We start from the raw sequence: 20,152 nt of genomic DNA on the forward strand, positions 1-20,152 counted from the left end.
TTCTTACATCCTGAGGTTGGCAGCGGCAATCTGTCGCTGAAATTCATCACTATGTATTTTTTTCAGGTGGAGCTATGTCGTTTTTTCAGAGGTTGGCACTTGCAAATCACACATATTGTGAATTCTCTGAAGTTATGTGAATCTGTCTAAAGAAGTCGCAATGTCGGTTAGCTTGCCTCAACCAGATAATATTTTGTACGCGCATACATTTATTGCATCAATTAAGAAGAATGCACTGACATTGCCCAGCTATTGATATACGAGGCTATGATTATGATCCGAAAAATGTCACCAGGATCGTGAGTGGTATATGCCCTAAGGACAATTTGCTGGATACCCTGGGACGAATAATCCCACGCAAAATTACTTCCATTGGAGGGTCAGATGCTGAATCGGTGGATAGTCAAATGCTGGACCGGGGCAGAAAACCCCAACAATTATAAAATTCAGGAGGAGTCCGACTTATGAAATTACCCGCTTCGATATCGCAATTTCTGGATGAAGCCGAGAAGAAACTGGCGTATAATCCTAAACTGCAGCAACTGTTCAGAAACACCTTCCCGAATACGCTGGAAACGACGACAAAACTGCTTGATGACGGCACGACATTCGTGTTTACTGGAGATATTCCAGCTATGTGGCTGCGAGATTCTACAGAGCAGGTGCGTCACTACATTCCTTTTGCCAAACATGACAAAGAACTACAGCGCATCATCGGCGGACTCATCTCCCGCCAAATGTTCTATATCAATATAGATCCGTATACGAATGCGTTTAATGAGACAGCTAATGATAGGCACTACAGAGATTCAGACGACTGCGATTTAAATCCGTGGATGTGGGAGCGCAAATATGAGCTCGACTCCCTCTGTTTCCCGGTGCAGCTTCTCTACTCTTATTGGAAAGAAACCGGGATGACAGATGTGTTCACAAATGAGCTGTATCAGGCACTCACTTCTATTGTAAATGTGATGATTACGGAACAGCATCATGACCAAAGATCGCTGTATCACTTCACCCGGCAAACGAAGCAGCATACAGAAACACTTCAGAACAATGGCCGTGGACTTCCGTCCAACTATACCGGGATGACCTGGTCCGGTTTCCGGCCAAGCGATGATGCCAATTTGTACGGATATAACATTCCCGGGAATATGTTCGCAGTAGTGATCCTCGGTCATATCATGGAGATCGCAACCGAAATTTATAGCGATGTCCGTCTTGCCGCTCGCGCCGAGAAGATGCGCAATGAAATTGGCTTCGGCATTCAAACCTACGGGATCGTGGATCATCCCAAATATGGAAGGATCTATGCATACGAGACCGATGGCTATGGCAACTACTGCCTGATGGACGATGCTGGCACACCCGGATTAATGACGATTCCTTATATCGGTTACACCGATATCAGCAACCCGATTTATCAAAATACCCGTCGATTTGCGCTTAGCTTCGATAATCCGTATTACTTTGAAGGCAAATATGCCAAAGGAATCGGCAGCCCGCATACGCCGGGTGGCTATGTATGGCATATGGCATTATCCGTACAAGCATTGACTTCCAACAATCCTGAGGAGATCAAAGAGCTCATCCAGACCTTGATTGATACCGATGCCGATACAGGTTATATGCACGAAGGCTTCCATCCGGATGATCCAAGCGATTTCAGCCGCCCTTGGTTCGCGTGGTCCAATAGCCTGTTCGCAACCTTGATTTGTAAAGCTATGGACGAAGGCCTTATCTAATTGCATCTTGAATCAGCCTCATTCCTTAAAATAAACAATTATAACTACGCTTCTCCAAACGAGTTTACACCGGCCGTTTGTGAGGGGCGTTTTCTTTATTGCATAGCTGACCTCGATGAATAATACTATTATCCAAGCTCTAACTCATAGACATATTTTGAATGGGCGTAGATGATGCCCGAGTTCAAGGAGGGATATCATTGAATGGCAAATTCAGAACAAAGCAACTGTGAACCTCCGCACATCCCCCAACCGATACGCAGCGATGGGGCGGGCGGGCCCGATTATGGACCGCGGGATGTGATGAGAGACCGGGAGAACCCTGATATGCTGGTGCCTCCGGTCACCGATTCCGGGCTAATGCCAAATCTGGTTATGTCCTACTCGGACACCCATATGCAGCTTAATGAGGGCGGATGGTCAAGAGAAATTACCGTACGGGATCTGCCGATCGCAAAAACTCTGGCAGGCGTTAACATGAGTCTGGTGCCGGGCGGGGTACGCGAGTTACATTGGCATCAGCAGGCGGAATGGGCTTATATGCTGCTTGGCAGTGCCAGAATCACCGCGGTAGATCAGAATGGGCGCAATTTTATCGCAGATATTGAGGCGGGAGATCTATGGTATTTTCCAGCAGGTATCCCTCACTCTATTCAAGCGCTTGAGAACGGATGTGAGTTTCTGCTCGTCTTTGATGACGGCAATTTCTCAGATTTGAATACACTCTCCATCTCGGACTGGTTCGCCCATACGCCCAAAGAGGTGCTAGCCGCCAACTTCGGAGTAGATGAAGCGGCTTTCGAGGGTATCCCCGATAAGCAGCTATATATTTTTCCAGACAAGGTCCCAGGATCATTAGCTAGTCAGGAGGTTCCATCTCCCTACGGTGCCGTTCCCGTTAGCTTCAAGCATAAGCTGCTGGCGCAGACCCCTCTGAAGACACCGGGCGGGAGCGTCCGCATCGCTGATTCCAGCAACTTCCCCATCTCCAAGACGGTTGCGGCTGCACTGGTCGAGATTAAACCGGGCGCAATGCGCGAGCTGCACTGGCATCCCAACAATGATGAGTGGCAATATTACTTGACGGGTCAAGGTCGAATGACTGTATTCGGCGGCAACGGAGTCGCACGCACCTTTAATGTCCGAGCGGGAGATGTCGGTTACGTCCCCTTCGCCTTCGGGCACTATATTCAGAACACCGGGGATGACACCCTCTGGTTCCTGGAAATGTTCAAGAGCGACCGCTTTGCAGACGTCTCCTTAAATCAATGGATGGCCCTTACGCCGCGTGAGCTGGTGCAAGCTAACCTCAATGCGACCCCTGAATTGCTGGACGCTCTGCGTAAAGAGAAATGGCCCGTTGTCAAATACGACCATCTCAAATAACCCCTTCCCCATCATTTCGTTATCTTGCTATTACAGCTTAAAAAGCGTACGATAATCCCAATTTAGGAGTATATTAATATACGAAGCCGATACGAAACCAGGGGGATTACACTTGATGAAGCCAGCTAAGTCTGAAACTGCAGCAATTAACGAGCCATTCCATCACGAGCAGATGCCTAAGAATCTTCATCCAACCGAACTGACCCAGGAGCGGTGGAACGCTATCGTTAACAATGACCCCGCCTATGATGGTAAGTTCTTCTATGCCGTCAAGACCACGGGCATCTTCTGCCGACCATCTTGCAAATCCAGGCCGCCGAAAATGGAGAATATTCGCCTGTTCGAAAACGCCGAGCAGGCCTTATCCGAGCATTTCCGCCCCTGCAAGCGCTGCAGGCCAACCGGTCAGCGCTTGCCTGATGATGAATGGATTGATCTTGTCACAGACTACATTGACAATAATTACTCTGCTTCACTTACCCTCCAGGCCCTAGCTGAGGTCAGTCACGGGAGCCCCTACCACCTTCATCGGACTTTTAAAAAAATCAAAGGTGTAACGCCGGTCGAGTACATCCAGCATATACGGATTGCTAAAGCCAAACAGCGGCTGCTCCATTCCGGGCTTGGGGTCGCCAAAGTAGGAGCCTGCGTTGGAATAGCGAATACGGCTTATTTTATCACCCTATTCAAGAAACGGACCGGATTCACGCCGGCACAATATCGCAAAGAACACGCAAGCATTCCGTATGAAGGAGACGATTCACTATGAAGCAAAATTCGCACAGAACGGTGTACTGGTCTAAAATGTCCCAGGAAGACTGGAGTATTTACTTGGCTGCTACCGAGCAAGGACTCTGCTACGTTGGATCTCAGAATAGGGATTTTGAAGAGCTAAGCAAATGGGTGGCGAAGCACTATAAAGCGTACGAGCTGATGGAAAACGATGAGATCCTCCGCCCCTATATCGTTGAACTGAGTGAATATCTGCATGGACAACGACAGCAGTTCTCGCTTCCAACCGCGCTGGAGGGAACTTCATTTCAAAAGGAAGTATGGGACGCTCTTTGTGCGATCCCTTATGGGCAAACATGCTCTTATTCGGATATTGCCATTCATATCAAGAGACCAGCGGCGGTTCGTGCGGTAGGTACTGCAATCGGAGCGAACCCCCTTCTGATTACCGTTCCCTGTCATCGGGTGATCGGCAAGAACGGAACATTAACCGGCTATCGCGGTGGACTTGAGATGAAGACAAAATTGCTGGAGCTGGAGCGAAGCGGATCAAACCTGCTATGGACCGGATTTAATTATTAAAGGCATGGTCCCCCAGAGTTAACCTTGGGGGCCATGCCTTTTTGCTGGATCGTGCCATTATATTATTGTTGGTTGTACGCTTTGTTCAATAGCAGCATATACCAGATCAAAGCGATGCCGATGATCGAATGAGATAGCCCTGCCATATGACTCAGGCCTGCCATATCGTTGCCATTCACCTGCAATACGCCGCGCACCGTCATGGAACCGATCGTCAGAACCAGACCGATATTATAGACGATAAACCAGGCATTAAAAGATTGGGTCTGATGAACGGAAAACAGCTTCGATAGAATCAGACTGATCAGGAAGAACAGGAAACCGAGAATAAGAACGTGGGTATGCAGAACATTTAATACCGTATCCCCGTCAAAGCCTTGTACTTTCGTAAATTCCCTCGCAAATACACCGAATCCCAACCCGATTAATAGATAGATAAATGCGGCTATATATGATTTTCTCATCAATAACCCTCCATTATTTACGTTTCAGCCCTTATTGTAAATAACTTAAGCCGGGATTGTAATCCATATCATCGCTTGTTAAAAGATTGTTCACAATTTATAATCTTGAGAGACCGGGTTCTATGTTAAAGTGTCCTAGAGATAAATGTCACACAGAAAGGAATGAGTTTATGAATAGGAAAACTACAAAAATCGTTGCCCGCAGTGCGATTGTCGCTATTGTGGGAGCCCTGATTCTGATTCCTAGTCTGAAATCCAATCCGTTGGAATCGGTAAAAGCCTCCGCCCCTTCCGAGACAGATTCGATTGCGACAGGGAACACCCATGAAAAAGATGCAGTCAAGCCTTCTGCTTCGAAGGATAATGCTACCGATACCGATACCACAATGACCACCATATACAAAGACAATTACAAGACGGTTGTCCTATTCAATCAGGCTCAGATTGAAGCATTAACCGGACAATCGCTTGATTCTGCTCAGATCAAAGATGTACTGGCCGAGCTCCAGAAGGAAGCCACCTGGACCGCCCAGAGTTTCTCGGCCTCTGAAGCCAAACTGATCGCCGATGCCGCTAAAGAGAAGTCGGAAAAGCTGCCCTCGATTCTCACCAAAGTCGCACAAAATAAAGTGTCCGATCTGAAGCTAATCATCGTGCACAACAAGCATCATAGCGATGCTAATTTTGGCGCTAGTCATCGGGAGCAGACGAACCAGAATGGCAGCAAGGATAATGTAAATAAAGAGACAACTGTTGAGAAGCAAACTACCAGTATTGACAATTTCCTCGAATTCGAACTGGAAGTGGAATATGCCAAAGGTCAATATGAGGTGGACTTCAATTCCAATTACGGCAAGATAAAGGCTGAGATTGAAGATGAACGAAGCAACACGAGTAAGAAGATGCAAGGAGCTGCTGCATTGGAGCAGCTTGAGAAGATTTTGCCTAAGCTTGACATAACCAATGATACGTCGAAGAAGGAAGCGATCTCCCGTACTTTGGAGGCCTTTCAATTGGCTGACAACTATAAGGAGTTTGAGCTGGAAATCCGTCTGCCTGACGGGGGGCAGCTCGCGTTCAAATCTATAAAATAATTGAAATGAAGCAAAACCCACCGTTAGGCTCTTAGCCTTTAGCGGTGGGTTTTTGAGATTAGGCTTTGCGTTTCATACTGCGAATCATCTGCTTGGTCGCTTGATCTACACGGTAGGATTCCGTAATTTTCTGCAAGGCCTTATTGTAAGTAAACAGATCGAGCGTACTATGCTGTAAATAGGCCAATGTTGGCTCAGGCAGCTTAATATAGCAAATCGAGACCGCCCAGGCGACGGCCATTTTGACATAATAGCCCTCATGTCTGATCCCGTCCAAAATTTGCAGCACCCGATCGATATAATCCTCCAGCACATAATATTCCAATAGCATGACAGCCCCGAAGCGAAGATCGTACTCCTGATCGGATTGCAGATAAGGCTGCAGAAAATCCCATACCTTGTCCAGATGCGATCTGGTAAGCTTTAATCCGCCGCAGAAGCTGTCGCATACCGACCAATTATTTATTTTGGGAACAAACCGCGCTGTATATTCCAGCACCTCATCGATATCCTTCACCGCATACCCGATAACCATGCCCTGCAGCATCGTCTCCTCGAAATAATCGTCCTCGGCTTCAGCCAAATAGGAACGCCAATCGGAACGGGCGATTCTCTGTGCAATCTTCCGTAGAGCAGGCAAGCGTACTCCGGTGATATTATCGATATTTGGAATCAGCTTCGAGCTAAACAAACGATATTCCTCTTCAGCCAATTCCATGATCTGTTCCTTGATCGTCTTCTCCACCGCTCAACCTCCAATCAAATTCAGGTGACATCGGACAGAAAAAGCCTAACGGGTTCAGTCCTGTCACCTCCCGTCAGGCTTCATTCCTTATTTATAGATTTATTAAGAAAGTTCAAAAGTCCGCTTTTGATAAAAAACGATCGATGTAATCCAAAGATAAGCGACCGAGGATTCCAAGATTGGTTTTCTATCGATATAGAATTTTATCAGCATAGCAAGATAGCGAATTTAATTCTATATCTTACACGAAGTCCATCAGAAGTACCTCCACATCGAACCTTGAATACACCCGGGTCTAAGCTGATGCCTACCTAGCTTTGTTTTCTAAGGAAATATCTTAGAGGCTCATAGGCTCATGTACGCTAAGCAAATGCTTCCGGGGACCGTTTTCTGTGAAAACTGTAGCTTCGCTTCTCAGACCAAAGCTTTATCCAACTGCAGCGTTTTGAAAAAACGTACATCGGGACATAGGCTTCGGTACGGAAAACCGACCTTTTGAACACATATATTACTTGCTCGCAGGCTCGTAAGTATCAAAATCCTTCACGACTTCATTGGTCTCTCCAGCCTTGAATATCGCTTCAATCAGATTTAATACACGCAATACTTCGGCATTTTTCACAATCGGGTCAGCTTTACCCTCAAGCACATCTGCGAAATTATCGTAGAAGCTGCTCGAACGCTGGAAAGGTTCCGGAAGAACCCCGGTAATCGTTGCTTCTTCAGATGGCGGGGCCATCGTCTTCGTTAATCCAACGCCAGCCCGGATCGGCTTAGGCTCAATTTTGCCCACTTCATTATTCCGCGTTACGGTTCTTCCGGTCAAGGACCAGTCTTCAATCACCGCAGCACCTTCGGTACCTTTTACATACCATCTTGGCAACGTAATATAGTTGGTTGTTCCTACCTCTACCAGAGCGGTAACCCCATTCTCGAATTGCAAAACCGCCTCGAATCCATCGTCAACCTCATCGCCAAGAATGAAGCTAAGCCGGCTTCTAACGCTAGTAATTTTGCTGTCAATCATTTCAACCATCTGATCCAGCAAATGAACGCCCCAATCCAGCAGCATACCGCCGCCATATTGCTTGATATGACGCCAGTCGCCTGGAATTCCGTTTGCCCCATGTACTCTGGACTCGATTTGGAATAAGTCGCCAATTGTTCTCTCGTTATACATTTGCTTAACAATCAAGAAATCCTCATCCCAACGGCGATTCTGGTGGACCATCAGGACCTTGCCAGCCTGATCAGCTACCGCGACCATATCTTTGAAATCGCTCACCGACATCGTAACCGGCTTCTCGCAAATGACATGCTTGCCAGCCTGCAAAGCTTGAATAGCCAGATCCTTATGCACATCATTTGGCGTTGCAATTAATACAACCTCAACTGAAGAATCGTTCAACACCGCTTCAAAGCTGTCGTAAGCAGGATAGCCCGCTTGCTTCGAAGCTTCCCGACGCTCCTCAAGCACATCATAAGTACCTTTGACCTCTACTCTTCCATTTTCTGTAATCAAGTGACCGTGATAGCTTCCCATTCCACCGTAGCCAACGATAACTACGGAATGCTTAGTATTGCTCATGAATGTTGTCTCCCTTCCCTTATGCAACACAGTATGGTTTATTTCATCCCTCAAGCAGAGCCATAGCAACTGAGTTAAGAACCCACCTTTATGAACTTCTGTTATGAGGAGGATTGACTCACTTTTCTAGTTTATTCTCTAACAATCAGGATGTAAATGCAAGCGGATTCAGAGATTTCGACATAATTCTTACTTTTCCCAGCCTGCCTTCTATTTCTATAATTCTAACATGTTTCATTCTATCAGCAATTGAACAATCCAGCTATCGTCACTTCTCGGGAAATTACCGTGATCTCGGAAAATCTTCCACGATATAGGCATCTCCCTACGCCGCCCCTAATATATTGTAGGAGAAAGGCGGAGATACTTGTGAGGACAATCGATGAACAAGCGCAGCGGGCCATCTTTTTGGCCGCCATCTGTGGACAGACTTATGAGCAATTCTCAAATAAGGACGGCTCATTTATCGTCCCCTTAACTTATTCGGTCAAGGATACGATCGAAGCGAAATCGATTATCAATGTATGGGAAACTTTTGGGTTTATTCTCGAGTCCCCCCAGGAAATTATTGTGGCCTTTCGCGGGACCAGCTCCACGACTAATTGGATATCCGACATCATCGCTTCCCAGAAAAAATTCAAATATGTAAAAGAGGACTGCCTCACGCATCGCGGCTTCACAGATATCTATTCTTCTGCTCGCAATCGAATTATGTCCGCACTGTCCAATCTGCCCTCTGACAAGCCCTTGTTTGTTACCGGGCACAGCCTTGGCGCCGCACTGGCGACACTGTGTGCGATTGATATTGCCGCCAATACCGAATTCAACTCACCGTACCTGTTCACATATGGCGGGCCTCGCGTGGGCGACCCGGCCTTTTCAAAGGCTTTTACAAAATATGTACGAGGAAGCTATCGTATCGCCAATGAATTTGACGTTGTTACCCATGCTCCCCCATCGATCTACAAGCTGCCTAAGCGTGAAAAGAAATACTATTATAGCCATGTCCCAACCTTCTCTTCCCTGAACTTCCAAAATGGCTCATTCGGCGGCAATCACATCATAAGCAGCTATTTTACCGAACTCTCCAAGCTCCAGCCACAATACGCCCAACTGCTCTGCTCAGCGAACCCGGGATTCTGTCCAAATCCAACCGCCGAATCGAAAGAAGAAGCATAGGTGGCGTAAGCGGCAGGTGCAGGTGTGGTTACTGCTGTGGTGAAAATGCGGTGCAAGTGCGGTTGCAGGTTTGGTTGCAGGTTTGGTGCAAGTGCCGGGCAAGTGCGGTTGCAGGTTTAGTTGCAGGTTTGGTGCAAATGCGGTTTCCACGCGAGGTTCGTGCGGTTTGTTTCATGTGTGGTTGCAGGTGTGGTGCAAGTGCGTCAGAATAAAGTGGAATATACTTTCGGCGCCCCTCGAAGAGGGACTTAATGCGGTAGGATTGGGCCAAATCCTTTCTAACGAAACTAGGTATCACTATTTGAGCCAAAAGTGACTTTTGAAAAATCTAACGAAACTGGATATCGCTATTGAGGTCAAATTAGGGGTTAAGGGCCCTTTTCCTCCCTAATAACGATATGGAGTTTCGTTAAAATTAATTGCCCGCTATTTTTTAGAGAATAGCGTTCTGTAGTTTCGTTAGAACTAAGAATTTGATAATGAGAACCCTACAATTGTTCTGATAATCTTCATACAGCAAAGAAAGCAGGCATCCATCATCCGGACGCCTGCTTTCTTCCTTGCTCATCGTTTCGATTTGTAAAACTCATGATATAGCTTCATCAGAGCCCGCTTCTCGATTCGGGACACATAGCTGCGGCTGATCCCGAGCTCTCTGGCGATTTCACGCTGCGTTCGCTCCTCGCCTCCATGCTCGAGTCCAAACCTTCCTTTGATGACTTCCTGTTCCCTGGAATCCAGAATATCCAGGTTCTGATATATTTTACTCTTCTCCATCTTAAGCTGAACCCGATCAACAACATCATCCTCTTCTGTTCCAAGAATGTCAATTAATGTGATTTCATTCCCCTCTTTGTCAGTTCCTATGGGATCATGCAGGGAGACGTCCTTACGGGTTTTCTTCAGCGAGCGGAGATGCATCAGTATCTCATTTTCTATACATCTTGCCGCAAAGGTTGCCAGCTTCGTGCCTTTGTTCGGGCGGAAACTTTCGATTGCCTTGATCAGGCCAATGGTACCAATTGAGATCAGATCCTCCAGATCTTCACCCGTGTTATCGAATTTCTTCACGATATGCGCCACAAGCCGCAGATTATGCTCAATCAGCAAATTGCGGGATATCGCGTCGCCTTCAGCCATTCGCTGAAGGTGCTTCGTTTCCTCTTCTTCCGTCAGCGGCTGGGGAAAGGCATTATTCTTTACATATGAGACTAACAAGGTCAACTGCTTAATAAACAGCGCAATCGCGGACACCAACTCCATGAACAGCACCTCCACGTCGATTAGCTGAAGAGGCAAGCACATCCTAGTACACCACTTCAGCACACAATGAAGTTCAGTTGTACATTGTATGTGGGCTGCGGCCCAGATGTGCCTGTTCGAAGGGAAATGATTCCGGAGGATAAGTGATTTTACCTATTCCGCCACTTTCCAATTAAAAGCGTATATATGGACGGGATTTGCGCTTACGATAATGAATGAAACCTCCCGCTATTGCATAGCAAAGCACGACTATGGCAATCCCGACGCTATCGATCCCGACATCGATGGCCTGACCTGTGCGATTCACGACGAAGGTCTGATGCCACTCATCGGATATCGCATACAGCAGCGCAACGATAGCTCCCCCTGTCATGGCTGACGCACGCTTCCACTTTAAGGCAAGCAGGGTTTGAATGGACAGGAATGTCAGCACAGCGAAGATACTGACGTGCGCTCCTTTGCGAATAAAAAATTCGATAAAGTCATAAGGCATCGCCGAAGTCACTAACTGACCGTTATAATAAAACTCCATATCAGGCAGACTATGCACCAGTTTATGGGGAATATGTTCGGACAACGAGGGCCTGAGATCCTGCTCATAGTAAGGCTGGGAGGATTTATAGAAAATAAACGCCATACAGATGATCACTAGTAGAAGCCAAACCAGAAATTTTTTGCGCTGATAGGTCATATTCGCGAGCTCCTCCTTCTTGATATTTTCTTATTTTATCTATTGTTGATCCAAAAAGAAAGAGACCGAAGCCTTGTGGCCCGGTCTATAGACGCTGCTCAGAACATACCCGCCTGGAGCATTTAGCATCTGGCAAATCCATATTGCATTTAAGTCCTGCGATTTCTTCTGGCGAGCAAAGGCAGGATCAAACCAAGTCCCAGCAAAATGAACGGAGTCGCGATGTTTAAGGTTAGCTGGAAGTACCATTCACCCGTGAGCGGTTCGATTTTGGGAAACATGCCCATCAAGCAAGCGAAGGCGGTAAACAAGAAGCACCATAAACCAATAACAAAGCCGAATTTATTGTTCTTCACAAACTGATAAGTCGTCTCAAATTTTTGCGACATAAGCATCAACGCCATAAAGGCAGCGAATACCCATAGGTATCGAAGCGGCATGACGATCGAGTTCAGATCGAGCAGCCAGTTGAATAAGGAGTTCATATTGCCAATCCCTAAGGCTGGGACGATGATCAAGATGCCCACCAGGATGGCGGTCATAATATAGCCATTGACCGGCGTACCGCGCTCATTAATCCTGAGCAGCGACTTAGGAACGTAGGTTTCATCGGAATCCGACAATAGCACGCGCAGCGGTGCATCGATGGAAAAAGCGAGAGCTGATATTTGTGCCAGTACGTTGGCGAGCGCATAGATAATCATAATCCAGTTGCCAAATCCGTAATACTCCCCTAGGATCTGAAAGGCATAATATTGTCCGTTCATCTTCAAGTCTGCGGGAATATTATTGGAATTGAACATGAGTCCCATAGCGTAAGATCCCAACAGCGCGCAGATTGCAACCATAATCGCTAACGTAAGCATTCCCCGTGGGAACTCCCTTGACGGATTATACGTGTTGTTTACGTATGGCGATATTTTCTCCGCACCACCCACCGCAAATACAAGCATGGATATCGTTGTAAAATAGGCGAAGTTAAAGTCAGGGATAAACGTCTTAAACGTAATATTCGGCGTTGCCACTTCAACTCCCCGCAGCGAAGGTGCGGCAATCGCCAGTACAATGTAGAGTATCGACATCACAAACACGGACATCCCCGCGATCGTACCGATTCTCCGGAGGGAGGTAACCCCACGCGAAGCCATCCACAGAAAGAGCAAAAATATGACCAAGGATAACGACTGAACCAGCAGAGTGGACAACTCTTTGATAAACATGCCATTCTGCTTTACCGCCCATCCCAATGCGATCAATATTGCCTGCGGCTTCTGCGCCAAGTAAGGAACATGAACGACCCAGTAAGTCCATGCTGCCAAATAAGCGATCCTGGCACCCATCGTTTCTTTGATCCAGCTGCTTACCCCGCCCTTGCCATGCCGGAACGTTGAACCTAACTGGCCAACCATCAAAGAGTACGGTACAAAATACAAAGCGATAATGAGAATCCACGAGGTGATTACCGTTAGCCCTTGGTTGGCGTAGTTGTTGACTACATTTCCAAAACCCCAGACGGAAACAAAAGCCATCAGCGCGACATTATACCATCGCAGCTTTTTGATATCGTTGTCATCCATAATGCTCAATCTCCCCTTCTGCATGGGTGCATGGATTGGAAGTGCTTCTAGTACCGCCCACTTCCTAGTGCTGGAATATTCTAGGCTTTCATGCTAGCTATAACTTTGCCTGTAATACGCCACTTCATGCATCATGCAAAAGATTGAAAAGAGGCTTGCCCAACCTGGGAACGTAGGGAAGCTTTCGCACCGTGAGCAGCTCCCAGCGCGCGGTGCCTTGCTGCATGACGGCGGTCGGCAGGCTCTTATGTTCTTGAACGTCGCTCGTCCATAATATATTGCTGATCGGCAGGCAGGGCTTGATTGATTGAGATTGACCCCACCCAGTGAGAATCATTTGAAACTCCCTTGGCCCCTGTAACGAAACAAGGTATCGTTATTTGAGCTAAAAGAAGCTGTTCCAAACAGTAACGAAACAAGGTATCGCTATTCCGGCAAAAAACTGTCCTTTATACTGAATTTTTCGCAAATAGCGATACAGTGTTTCGTTAAACTTAAATCCCTGTCATTTTGGGAGCAATAACGATATGGTGTTTCGTTAGAGAATTTTCACAGGCACAACCGCCTGACGCAAGGCGGTGTCCAGTTCCTCCGTGTACTCGGCTCGTCGGCTCGCTGTTCATTTTAGGGGCATAGCGATACAGTGTTTCGTTAGAGAGTTCCCACAGGCACAACTGCCTGACGCAAGGCGGTGTCCAGTTCCTCCGTGTACTCGGCTCGCTGTTCAGGCGTCCAGCCAAGGACAGCAGCCATATACTCAATCGCCGGCGCTTTCCAATCCCGCACCCACTGAATATTGAAGAAGAGAGCTCCGGTACGTCGGATGAAGAAGTCAACCGGCTTCACCGTCATTTCCTCCTCAATGGCATAGACGAGTGGAACAAGCACTTCGAGCGGCAGTCCGCTTGCCTCCACCTGCCCACGGCAGCGTTCCGCAAGCTCGAAGAGCCGGTCTGCATTAGAGCCGTAATGGCGCGCCCACGTCTTAGCGAGCGCCGCCTCCACGCCTCGCTGTGCACCTTCCTCTGTTTTCTTCTGAACAAAATCCGGAAATGCGTCGGAACCCCCCACATGCCCGCCCGAGATCGGCAGCTTCTTCGTCATCGCCGGGACGAACGCACGCCCCTCTTCCTGGCTTAGCAGCTTCATCACCAGATCCACAATCGTCTCGGCCATTTTGCGATAGCCGGTAAGCTTGCCGCCGGCTATCGTAATCAGCCCGGAGGGAGACTGCCAGATTTCATCATGGCGGGAAATTTCCGACGCGCTCTTGCCCTCCTCGTAGATGAGCGGACGAACGCCCGCCCAGCTGGATTCGATATCCTCCACACGAAGCTGGAGCGTCGGAAACATATAATCAATCGCCGCCATAATATAGTCGCGATCCTCCTCCGTCATGACGGGCCGGAGCGGATCTCCTCCATAGAATGTATCCGTAGTGCCTACATAGGTCTTGCCATCACGCGGGATTGCAAATACCATCCGGCCGTCTGGCGTATCGAAGTAGACCGCTTGCTTTAGCGGGAAACTGGATTGGTCGATAACCAGATGAACGCCTTTTGACAATTGCAGATGCTTGCCCGTCTTGGAATGGTCCTTGTCACGAAGTTCATCTACCCATGGTCCTGCCGCGTTAATAATCTTCCGTGCCCGGTACTCCAACCTTGCCCCATCCAGTTGATCCATCACCTGCACACCCACGATCTTGTCGTTCTCATAAATGAAGGAATCCACCTTCATATAATTGATGGCCATCGCCCCATTACGTACCGCTTCCTTCATCACCTCGATCGTCAGACGGGCGTCATCGGTGCGGTATTCTACATAATAACCCCCGCCAAGCAGCCCTTCCCGCTTAAGCAGCGGTTCACGGGTCTTCGTCTCTTGCTCCGACAGCATCCGTCGCCGTTCATGATGCTTAACCCCGGCCAGAAAATCATAGACACGAAGTCCGATCCCTGTGCTGAATCTGCCGAATGTTCCGCCGCGATGCAGCGGCAGCAGCATCCATTCAGGCGTCGTCACATGCGGCCCGTTCTCATAGACGATGGCGCGCTCCTTGCCAACCTCGGATACCGTTTTGATATCAAATTGCTTCAAATAACGAAGTCCCCCATGCACCAGCTTGGTTGAACGGCTGGACGTTCCTGCCGCAAAATCCTGCATTTCGAATACGGCTGTACGCAGTCCGCGCGTTACCGCATCCAGGGCAATCCCTGCGCCGGTAATTCCTCCACCTACTACAATCAGATCAAGCGGCCCCTGTCTCATCGCTTCTGCCATCGCTTTACGTCCTGATGCGGAAAATGCAACTGTCATCCCATTAGCCTCCCTCGTCCTAAAGACGGTATATTGAAGTGGGTCATTGTAACAAAAAAACCGCAACAACACTAAAGTCATGGACTCAAGTGCAATTGCGGCTTCTCTATTCTCCAACCGAATTTAAATATTAACTTATTAAAAATTGTAGCATATTCGTGTAGTTATTTAAATACTTTTGTCGCCTCTATCGCTTTGCCCCAGCCAGCATAAAGTTCCTTGCGGCGCTCTTCCGACATCGACGGTGTAAAGATGCGATCGATGCTCCACTGCGCCGCGATCTCATCCCGGCTTCCCCAGTATCCGACGGCCAGGCCAGCCAGGTACGCCGCACCAAGAGCTGTCGTCTCGAATACCTGCGGACACTCTACCGGCACGCCAAGCATGTCGCTCTGGAATTGCATCAGGAAGTTGTTCTGAATCGCCCCTCCGTCGACGCGCAGTGTAGTAAGACCAATCGAGGAATCCGCCTCCATGGCGTTCAATACATCCTTGCTCTGATAGGCCAGCGATTCCAGGGTGGCACGGATGAAATGCTCTTTACTCGTCCCCCGCGTCAGACCGAAGATAGCGCCCTTCACCTCGCTGTCCCAGTATGGCGTGCCCAGTCCAACAAAGGCTGGCACCACATATACGCCATCCGTGGAGTCCACCCTGCTCGCGTATTGCTCGCTATCCTTTGATTCCTTAAGCATACGCAGGCCATCACGCAGCCATTGAACTGCGGAGCCCGCCACAAAAACGCTGCCTTCCAAAGCATATTCCACCTTGCCGTCGATTCCCCAGGCAATGGTGGTAAGCAGGCCATGTGAGGATTGAACCGCTTGCTCTCCGGTATTCATCAGCATGAAGCATCCGGTGCCATAAGTGTTCTTGGCCATGCCTTTCTGGAAGCACGCTTGCCCGAACAGGGCAGCCTGTTGATCGCCGGCAACGCCGGCAATCGGCACTTCCTCGCCGAAGAAATGATAATTCACCGTGTTGCCATAAATCTCGGAGGAGGAACGCACTTCCGGCAGCATCTGCTTCGGAATCGTCAACAGCTCCAGCAATTCATCGTCCCATTTCAAATCATAAATATTGTACATGAGCGTTCGCGAAGCGTTGCTGTAGTCAGTCACATGCACCTTACCGCCGGTCAGCTTCCAGATCAGCCAGGTATCGATGGTGCCGAACAATAGTTCACCCCGTTCCGCCTTTTCCCGCGCCCCGGGAACATGGTCCAGAATCCACTTCACCTTCGTGCCAGAGAAATAGGAATCGATCAACAGCCCTGTCTTGGAGCGGAATAATTGCTCGTAACCTGCAGCCTTCAATTCATCACAGATAGATTTCGTCTGTCTCGATTGCCATACGATCGCATTATAGACCGGGCGGCCCGACTCCTTATCCCATACGACGGCGGTCTCACGCTGGTTCGTTATGCCAATCCCGGCAATCTGCGCTGGCTTCACGCCAGATTCAATCAGACAGGTAGCGATCACAGCGAGAATCGTACCCCAGATCTCCTGAGCATTATGCTCCACCCAACCCGGCTCCGGGAAAATCTGAGTAAATTCCTTCTGAGAGACGTGTACGATCTGGCCCGCTTTATCAAATAAAATAGCTCTGGAACTCGTTGTCCCTTGATCAAGAGACAGAATGTATTTTTCCATGCGAATTTCCCCCGTTCATAAGTATGATTTAATGAATCGACAGCACCGTGCCAAAAGTTATGAAGTGTTTTTACATCCTTACATCGATACGCTTCGCTTTGCGTTTTTGCCGAAGAGGAGCAGAGAGAGGAGAAGAATAACGGCGGCGATTCCTATCACGATCCAGATGGTACCATCCACGCGGCCCAGGAACATATTTTTGTAAAATAGCGCTCCGAACGAGCCCCCCAGCAGTGGGCCTACAACAGGAATCCAGGCGTACCTCCAATTTGAGCTGCCCTTCCCGGGAATCGGGAGCAGCATATGGGCAATTCTCGGTCCCAGATCCCGCGCCGGGTTAATGGCATACCCGGTCGCCCCGCCTAACGAAAGTCCGATGCTGACAATCAGAAAGCCAACGATAAGCGGATTAAGTCCATCCGTGAACTGATTCGCCCCAATGGCAAGAATGCCAAGGACGAGGACAAAAGTTCCGATGATCTCACTCATCAGATTCGAGAACGGGTGATACACGGCTGGACTTGTCGCGAACACACTTAATTTCGCGCCAGGATCATCCGTTACCTTCCAATGCGGCAAATAATGCAGAAACACGATGATCGCACCAACGATGGCGCCCAGCATTTGAGCGGCCATATACAAGGGGACGTCAGACCAAGGAAAATCCCCGATGAGCGCAAGCCCCAACGTAAGGGCGGGGTTCAGATGAGCTCCGCTTATCGTACCTACGGAATAAGCTCCGATAGCCACTGCCAATCCCCAACCCATCGTGATGACAATCCAGCCTGAATTTGCCGCATACGATCTTTTCAGCGATACTCCTGCACAGACGCCTCCGCCCAGTACAATCAGTATCATGGTCCCGATAAACTCTCCCCAAAATGCCGACATTATAATGTCCCCTCCCATGAGTTATGACTGTTAGAACACAAAGAGACCTACATCAAGTTAGCACCCCATCCCCAACATACAGGGAAGGCGATGCATTGAATGTAGATCTCCAAGTCTCCATAACATTATTAACTTGATTCAAATTTTATTTAAAATTGTAAACGTTGTCAAATCTTTTTTTTCATAGTCTGTCCATAATTGCTTGCTGGAAGTAGTCACCGCCTCCGCCCCTGCCTCTAGCGCAAGCTTCACATCCTCACTCGTAGAGATGAATCCTCCGGCCAGAATCGGCAGGTTCGTTCTCTCCTTCACCTTGCGAATAATGCTTGGCATCCCCCCAGGCAATACTTCAATCACATCCGGCTGTGTGTTTTCAATCAGCTTGCAGCTTTTCTCCAAAGCACTGTTATCAATCAGAAAAATCCGCTGGACGGCCAGAACGCCCTTTTGCTTCGCTTTTTGAATGACACTCGACTTCGTGGACAATATCCCGTATGGCCGATACTCCTGGCAGAGATATTCGGTCGCATGCGCATCGCTTTGCAGCCCCTGAATCAGGTCGAGGTGCAAGAACAGCTTCTTGTTCGCTTGTTGCACCATGTTGCAGGCATGCTTCAACTGGGAAATATGAACGTCGAGCAACACAAGATATTCATAGGATGATGCAACGGCCTTCTCCAAATCTTTCATCTGCCTTGATGCGGGTAGAATCCGCTGTTCATAGAATTTCATAGCCTCTGGCTCCTTTGATCAGATATTCCAATTCGTGTGAAATTCCTACTTTCTTTCATTGTACACATCCCATGGTCATTGTGGATCAGATCATACGCAAGCCTTGTATCATTCTATTCAACCTAAATCGGCGAATGACAAGCATTTATTAACGTCGCCATCAGTTCATATCATTCTATTCCTACGAATCGTCTTCCCTACAAGTGTTTCAGCGCATACGCTGTCGTCACTGTAATTTTGTCGGGCATGCTGTTGATGGGGAACCATTGCACATCTCCCAGCGCATGAGGCTCTCGATTTTCTACCCGTCCGGCAGCAATATGAGCTAGAAAAGTTGGCGCTACATAGTGTGTATCCTCCTCGGGGAGGATGTGATTCGTGACACAGAGCAGCCCATCAATCATAATTTCAATGCCTAATTCTTCTCTGATCTCGCGTCTTATTGCCTCTTCAATTGTCTCCATGTAATCGACCTTGCCCCCGGGCAGACTCCAATGTCCCGCTTCAGGCGCTCTTTTGCGAAGCACGAGCAGTATACGGTCCAGATCATCTTTAATTACAGCTCCAACGCCTACCCTTGGTGTTTTCTCGATATTCATCCCTCTTCCCCCTCTTCTATTGCAAAAAAACAGGGCCTCTCTCTTGTTCAGAAGATGGCCCTTAACATTATATCAAATTATTTAGCCGCTTCACGGCCATAAACTTCGATTTGGCTTAGCGCCGGGAATGGGGACGGATCATCCGACTTGATCAGCTCTTTGAGCGTAACCCATTTCACTTGGCGCGGCGCAAGCTTGAACGTTTGCTTCAGATGCGTTTTTACCAGATTCAAAGTTTCTTGGCTGCCATCCGAGAACGCTAATGTAACACGCTCCCAGTGGCTATCATGCGGGAAGTCGGCACGAATCGTCAAGACCACCTTATCCACCTCAACAGTACGACCAAAATCTACGGTCATCTCCGCATCGGGATTTTGGTTGATTCCCCAGGATTCAAACGGCCATTTGCCATGTGAGTAATTCACATTGTTGCCATTGATCGCATTTCGGGCTGCAAATACGGATTCCCCGCGAGTCTCCACATTAGCGAACGCATGAGGATAGCTGGTGCTATTCTCATGCTGATCATATACATTAAGCGCCAGATTTTTATAGGAATGAATCTCCTCGTCTGTAGCCAGACGCGCAGTAAGCGTATGCAAATCACCTACAAATGTCTTCGGGGAATATGAAATCTTCTTCTCATCAAAAGGAATAATAAAGCGGATCTCCTGCCCCGCTAAATATACAAATGCCGGGTCCATCGCATCCTCTAGCTGAATCACCAAATACACATTTACATTTTCACTTGTCAGAACAATTTGATCCCCAGGTTCATAGTTTTTATCATAAACCAGATGAGCCTGGCCATGGTCCGAAGCGGACGCCAAAACAGCGCCGGTCGCGCTTTGTATTTCAAGCTTCAGTTGTGTCATGCCGCATTCTCCTATTCTAGTATTAAATTAGACGA

18 protein-coding genes are annotated in these 20,152 nt (G+C 48.2%); 6 read left to right on the forward strand and 12 right to left on the reverse strand.

Features of this window, described 5'->3' with window-relative positions; genetic code table 11:
• Positions 1–464: 464 nt before the first annotated feature.
• The 4 genes from BN1360_RS23640 (at position 465) to BN1360_RS23655 (ending at position 4,445) form a co-directional block, all read left to right on the forward strand.
• Entirely contained in the window at positions 465–1,745 is a 1,281-nt protein-coding gene (locus tag BN1360_RS23640) for a glycoside hydrolase family 125 protein (protein WP_068782284.1), read from the forward strand.
• 204 nt (positions 1,746–1,949) lie between these two features.
• Positions 1,950–3,131 carry an oxalate decarboxylase family bicupin gene (locus tag BN1360_RS23645; RefSeq protein ID WP_068782285.1) on the forward strand — a complete coding sequence of 394 codons (1,182 nt, stop codon included), beginning with the start codon at positions 1,950–1,952 and terminating at the stop codon, positions 3,129–3,131.
• Between the two features lie 172 nt (positions 3,132–3,303).
• Positions 3,304–3,900 (forward strand): bifunctional transcriptional activator/DNA repair enzyme AdaA, encoded by a 597-nt coding sequence (locus BN1360_RS23650; protein ID WP_068782550.1) that lies wholly within the window; start codon positions 3,304–3,306, stop codon positions 3,898–3,900.
• Positions 3,897–4,445 (forward strand): methylated-DNA--[protein]-cysteine S-methyltransferase, encoded by a 549-nt coding sequence (locus tag BN1360_RS23655; protein WP_068782286.1) that lies wholly within the window; start codon positions 3,897–3,899, stop codon positions 4,443–4,445. Before BN1360_RS23650 ends, BN1360_RS23655 begins: the two co-directional genes overlap by 4 nt.
• Before the next feature lie 62 nt (positions 4,446–4,507).
• On the opposite strand, the gene BN1360_RS23660 is transcribed toward BN1360_RS23655, so the two are convergent.
• Entirely contained in the window at positions 4,508–4,909 is a 402-nt protein-coding gene (locus tag BN1360_RS23660; RefSeq protein WP_068782287.1) for a DUF2871 domain-containing protein, read from the reverse strand.
• A 170-nt stretch (positions 4,910–5,079) separates the two neighbouring features.
• Here BN1360_RS23660 and BN1360_RS23665 point away from each other — a divergent pair, with 170 nt between their 5' ends.
• Entirely contained in the window at positions 5,080–6,003 is a 924-nt protein-coding gene (locus tag BN1360_RS23665) for a YusW family protein (protein WP_068782288.1), read from the forward strand.
• 58 nt (positions 6,004–6,061) lie between these two features.
• Here the strand turns inward: BN1360_RS23665 and BN1360_RS23670 are convergent, their stop codons facing one another.
• Both BN1360_RS23670 and BN1360_RS23675 read right to left on the reverse strand, forming a co-directional pair.
• Positions 6,062–6,748 carry a DNA alkylation repair protein gene (locus BN1360_RS23670; protein WP_068782289.1) on the reverse strand — a complete coding sequence of 229 codons (687 nt, stop codon included), beginning with the start codon at positions 6,746–6,748 and terminating at the stop codon, positions 6,062–6,064.
• A gap of 508 nt (positions 6,749–7,256) precedes the next feature.
• On the reverse strand, positions 7,257–8,336 hold the full coding sequence (locus tag BN1360_RS23675; RefSeq protein ID WP_068782290.1) for a Gfo/Idh/MocA family protein: 1,080 nt from the start codon (positions 8,334–8,336) through the stop codon (positions 7,257–7,259).
• Positions 8,337–8,705: 369 nt separating this feature from the next.
• Here BN1360_RS23675 and BN1360_RS23680 point away from each other — a divergent pair, with 369 nt between their 5' ends.
• Positions 8,706–9,515, forward strand: coding sequence for a lipase family protein (locus BN1360_RS23680; RefSeq protein ID WP_068782291.1), 810 nt, complete (start codon positions 8,706–8,708; stop codon positions 9,513–9,515).
• 564 nt (positions 9,516–10,079) lie between these two features.
• Here BN1360_RS23680 and sigK read toward each other — a convergent pair.
• The 9 genes from sigK to BN1360_RS23725 all read right to left on the reverse strand — a co-directional run bounded on the left by sigK (position 10,080) and on the right by BN1360_RS23725 (position 20,117).
• Complete coding sequence (sigK, locus tag BN1360_RS23685; protein WP_068782292.1) at positions 10,080–10,778, reverse strand: RNA polymerase sporulation sigma factor SigK; 699 nt, start codon at positions 10,776–10,778, stop codon at positions 10,080–10,082.
• Between the two features lie 172 nt (positions 10,779–10,950).
• A complete protein-coding gene (locus BN1360_RS23690; RefSeq protein WP_068782293.1) occupies positions 10,951–11,469 on the reverse strand; it encodes a VanZ family protein in 519 nt (172 codons plus the stop codon).
• Between the two features lie 149 nt (positions 11,470–11,618).
• On the reverse strand, positions 11,619–13,046 hold the full coding sequence (locus BN1360_RS23695; protein WP_068782294.1) for an amino acid permease: 1,428 nt from the start codon (positions 13,044–13,046) through the stop codon (positions 11,619–11,621).
• 651 nt (positions 13,047–13,697) lie between these two features.
• Positions 13,698–15,365 (reverse strand): glycerol-3-phosphate dehydrogenase/oxidase, encoded by a 1,668-nt coding sequence (locus BN1360_RS23700; protein ID WP_068782296.1) that lies wholly within the window; start codon positions 15,363–15,365, stop codon positions 13,698–13,700.
• Positions 15,366–15,529: 164 nt separating this feature from the next.
• Positions 15,530–17,020, reverse strand: a complete 1,491-nt coding sequence (gene glpK, locus BN1360_RS23705) for a glycerol kinase GlpK (protein WP_068782297.1) — start codon at positions 17,018–17,020, stop codon at positions 15,530–15,532.
• 78 nt (positions 17,021–17,098) lie between these two features.
• On the reverse strand, positions 17,099–17,911 hold the full coding sequence (locus BN1360_RS23710) for an MIP/aquaporin family protein (protein WP_068782298.1): 813 nt from the start codon (positions 17,909–17,911) through the stop codon (positions 17,099–17,101).
• A gap of 138 nt (positions 17,912–18,049) precedes the next feature.
• Positions 18,050–18,643: a glycerol-3-phosphate responsive antiterminator gene (locus tag BN1360_RS23715; protein ID WP_068782299.1), complete on the reverse strand. Its 594-nt coding sequence runs from the start codon at positions 18,641–18,643 to the stop codon at positions 18,050–18,052.
• A gap of 197 nt (positions 18,644–18,840) precedes the next feature.
• The gene (locus BN1360_RS23720; protein WP_068782300.1) at positions 18,841–19,242 is read right to left on the reverse strand and encodes an NUDIX domain-containing protein; all 402 of its coding nucleotides are present in this window, start codon (positions 19,240–19,242) and stop codon (positions 18,841–18,843) included.
• Positions 19,243–19,319: 77 nt separating this feature from the next.
• Positions 19,320–20,117, reverse strand: a complete 798-nt coding sequence (locus tag BN1360_RS23725; protein ID WP_068782301.1) for a carbohydrate-binding protein — start codon at positions 20,115–20,117, stop codon at positions 19,320–19,322.
• Positions 20,118–20,152 lie beyond the last annotated feature (35 nt).

It is taken from the genome of Paenibacillus sp. GM2 (assembly GCF_900069005.2).
Lineage (GTDB): Bacteria > Bacillota > Bacilli > Paenibacillales > Paenibacillaceae > Fontibacillus.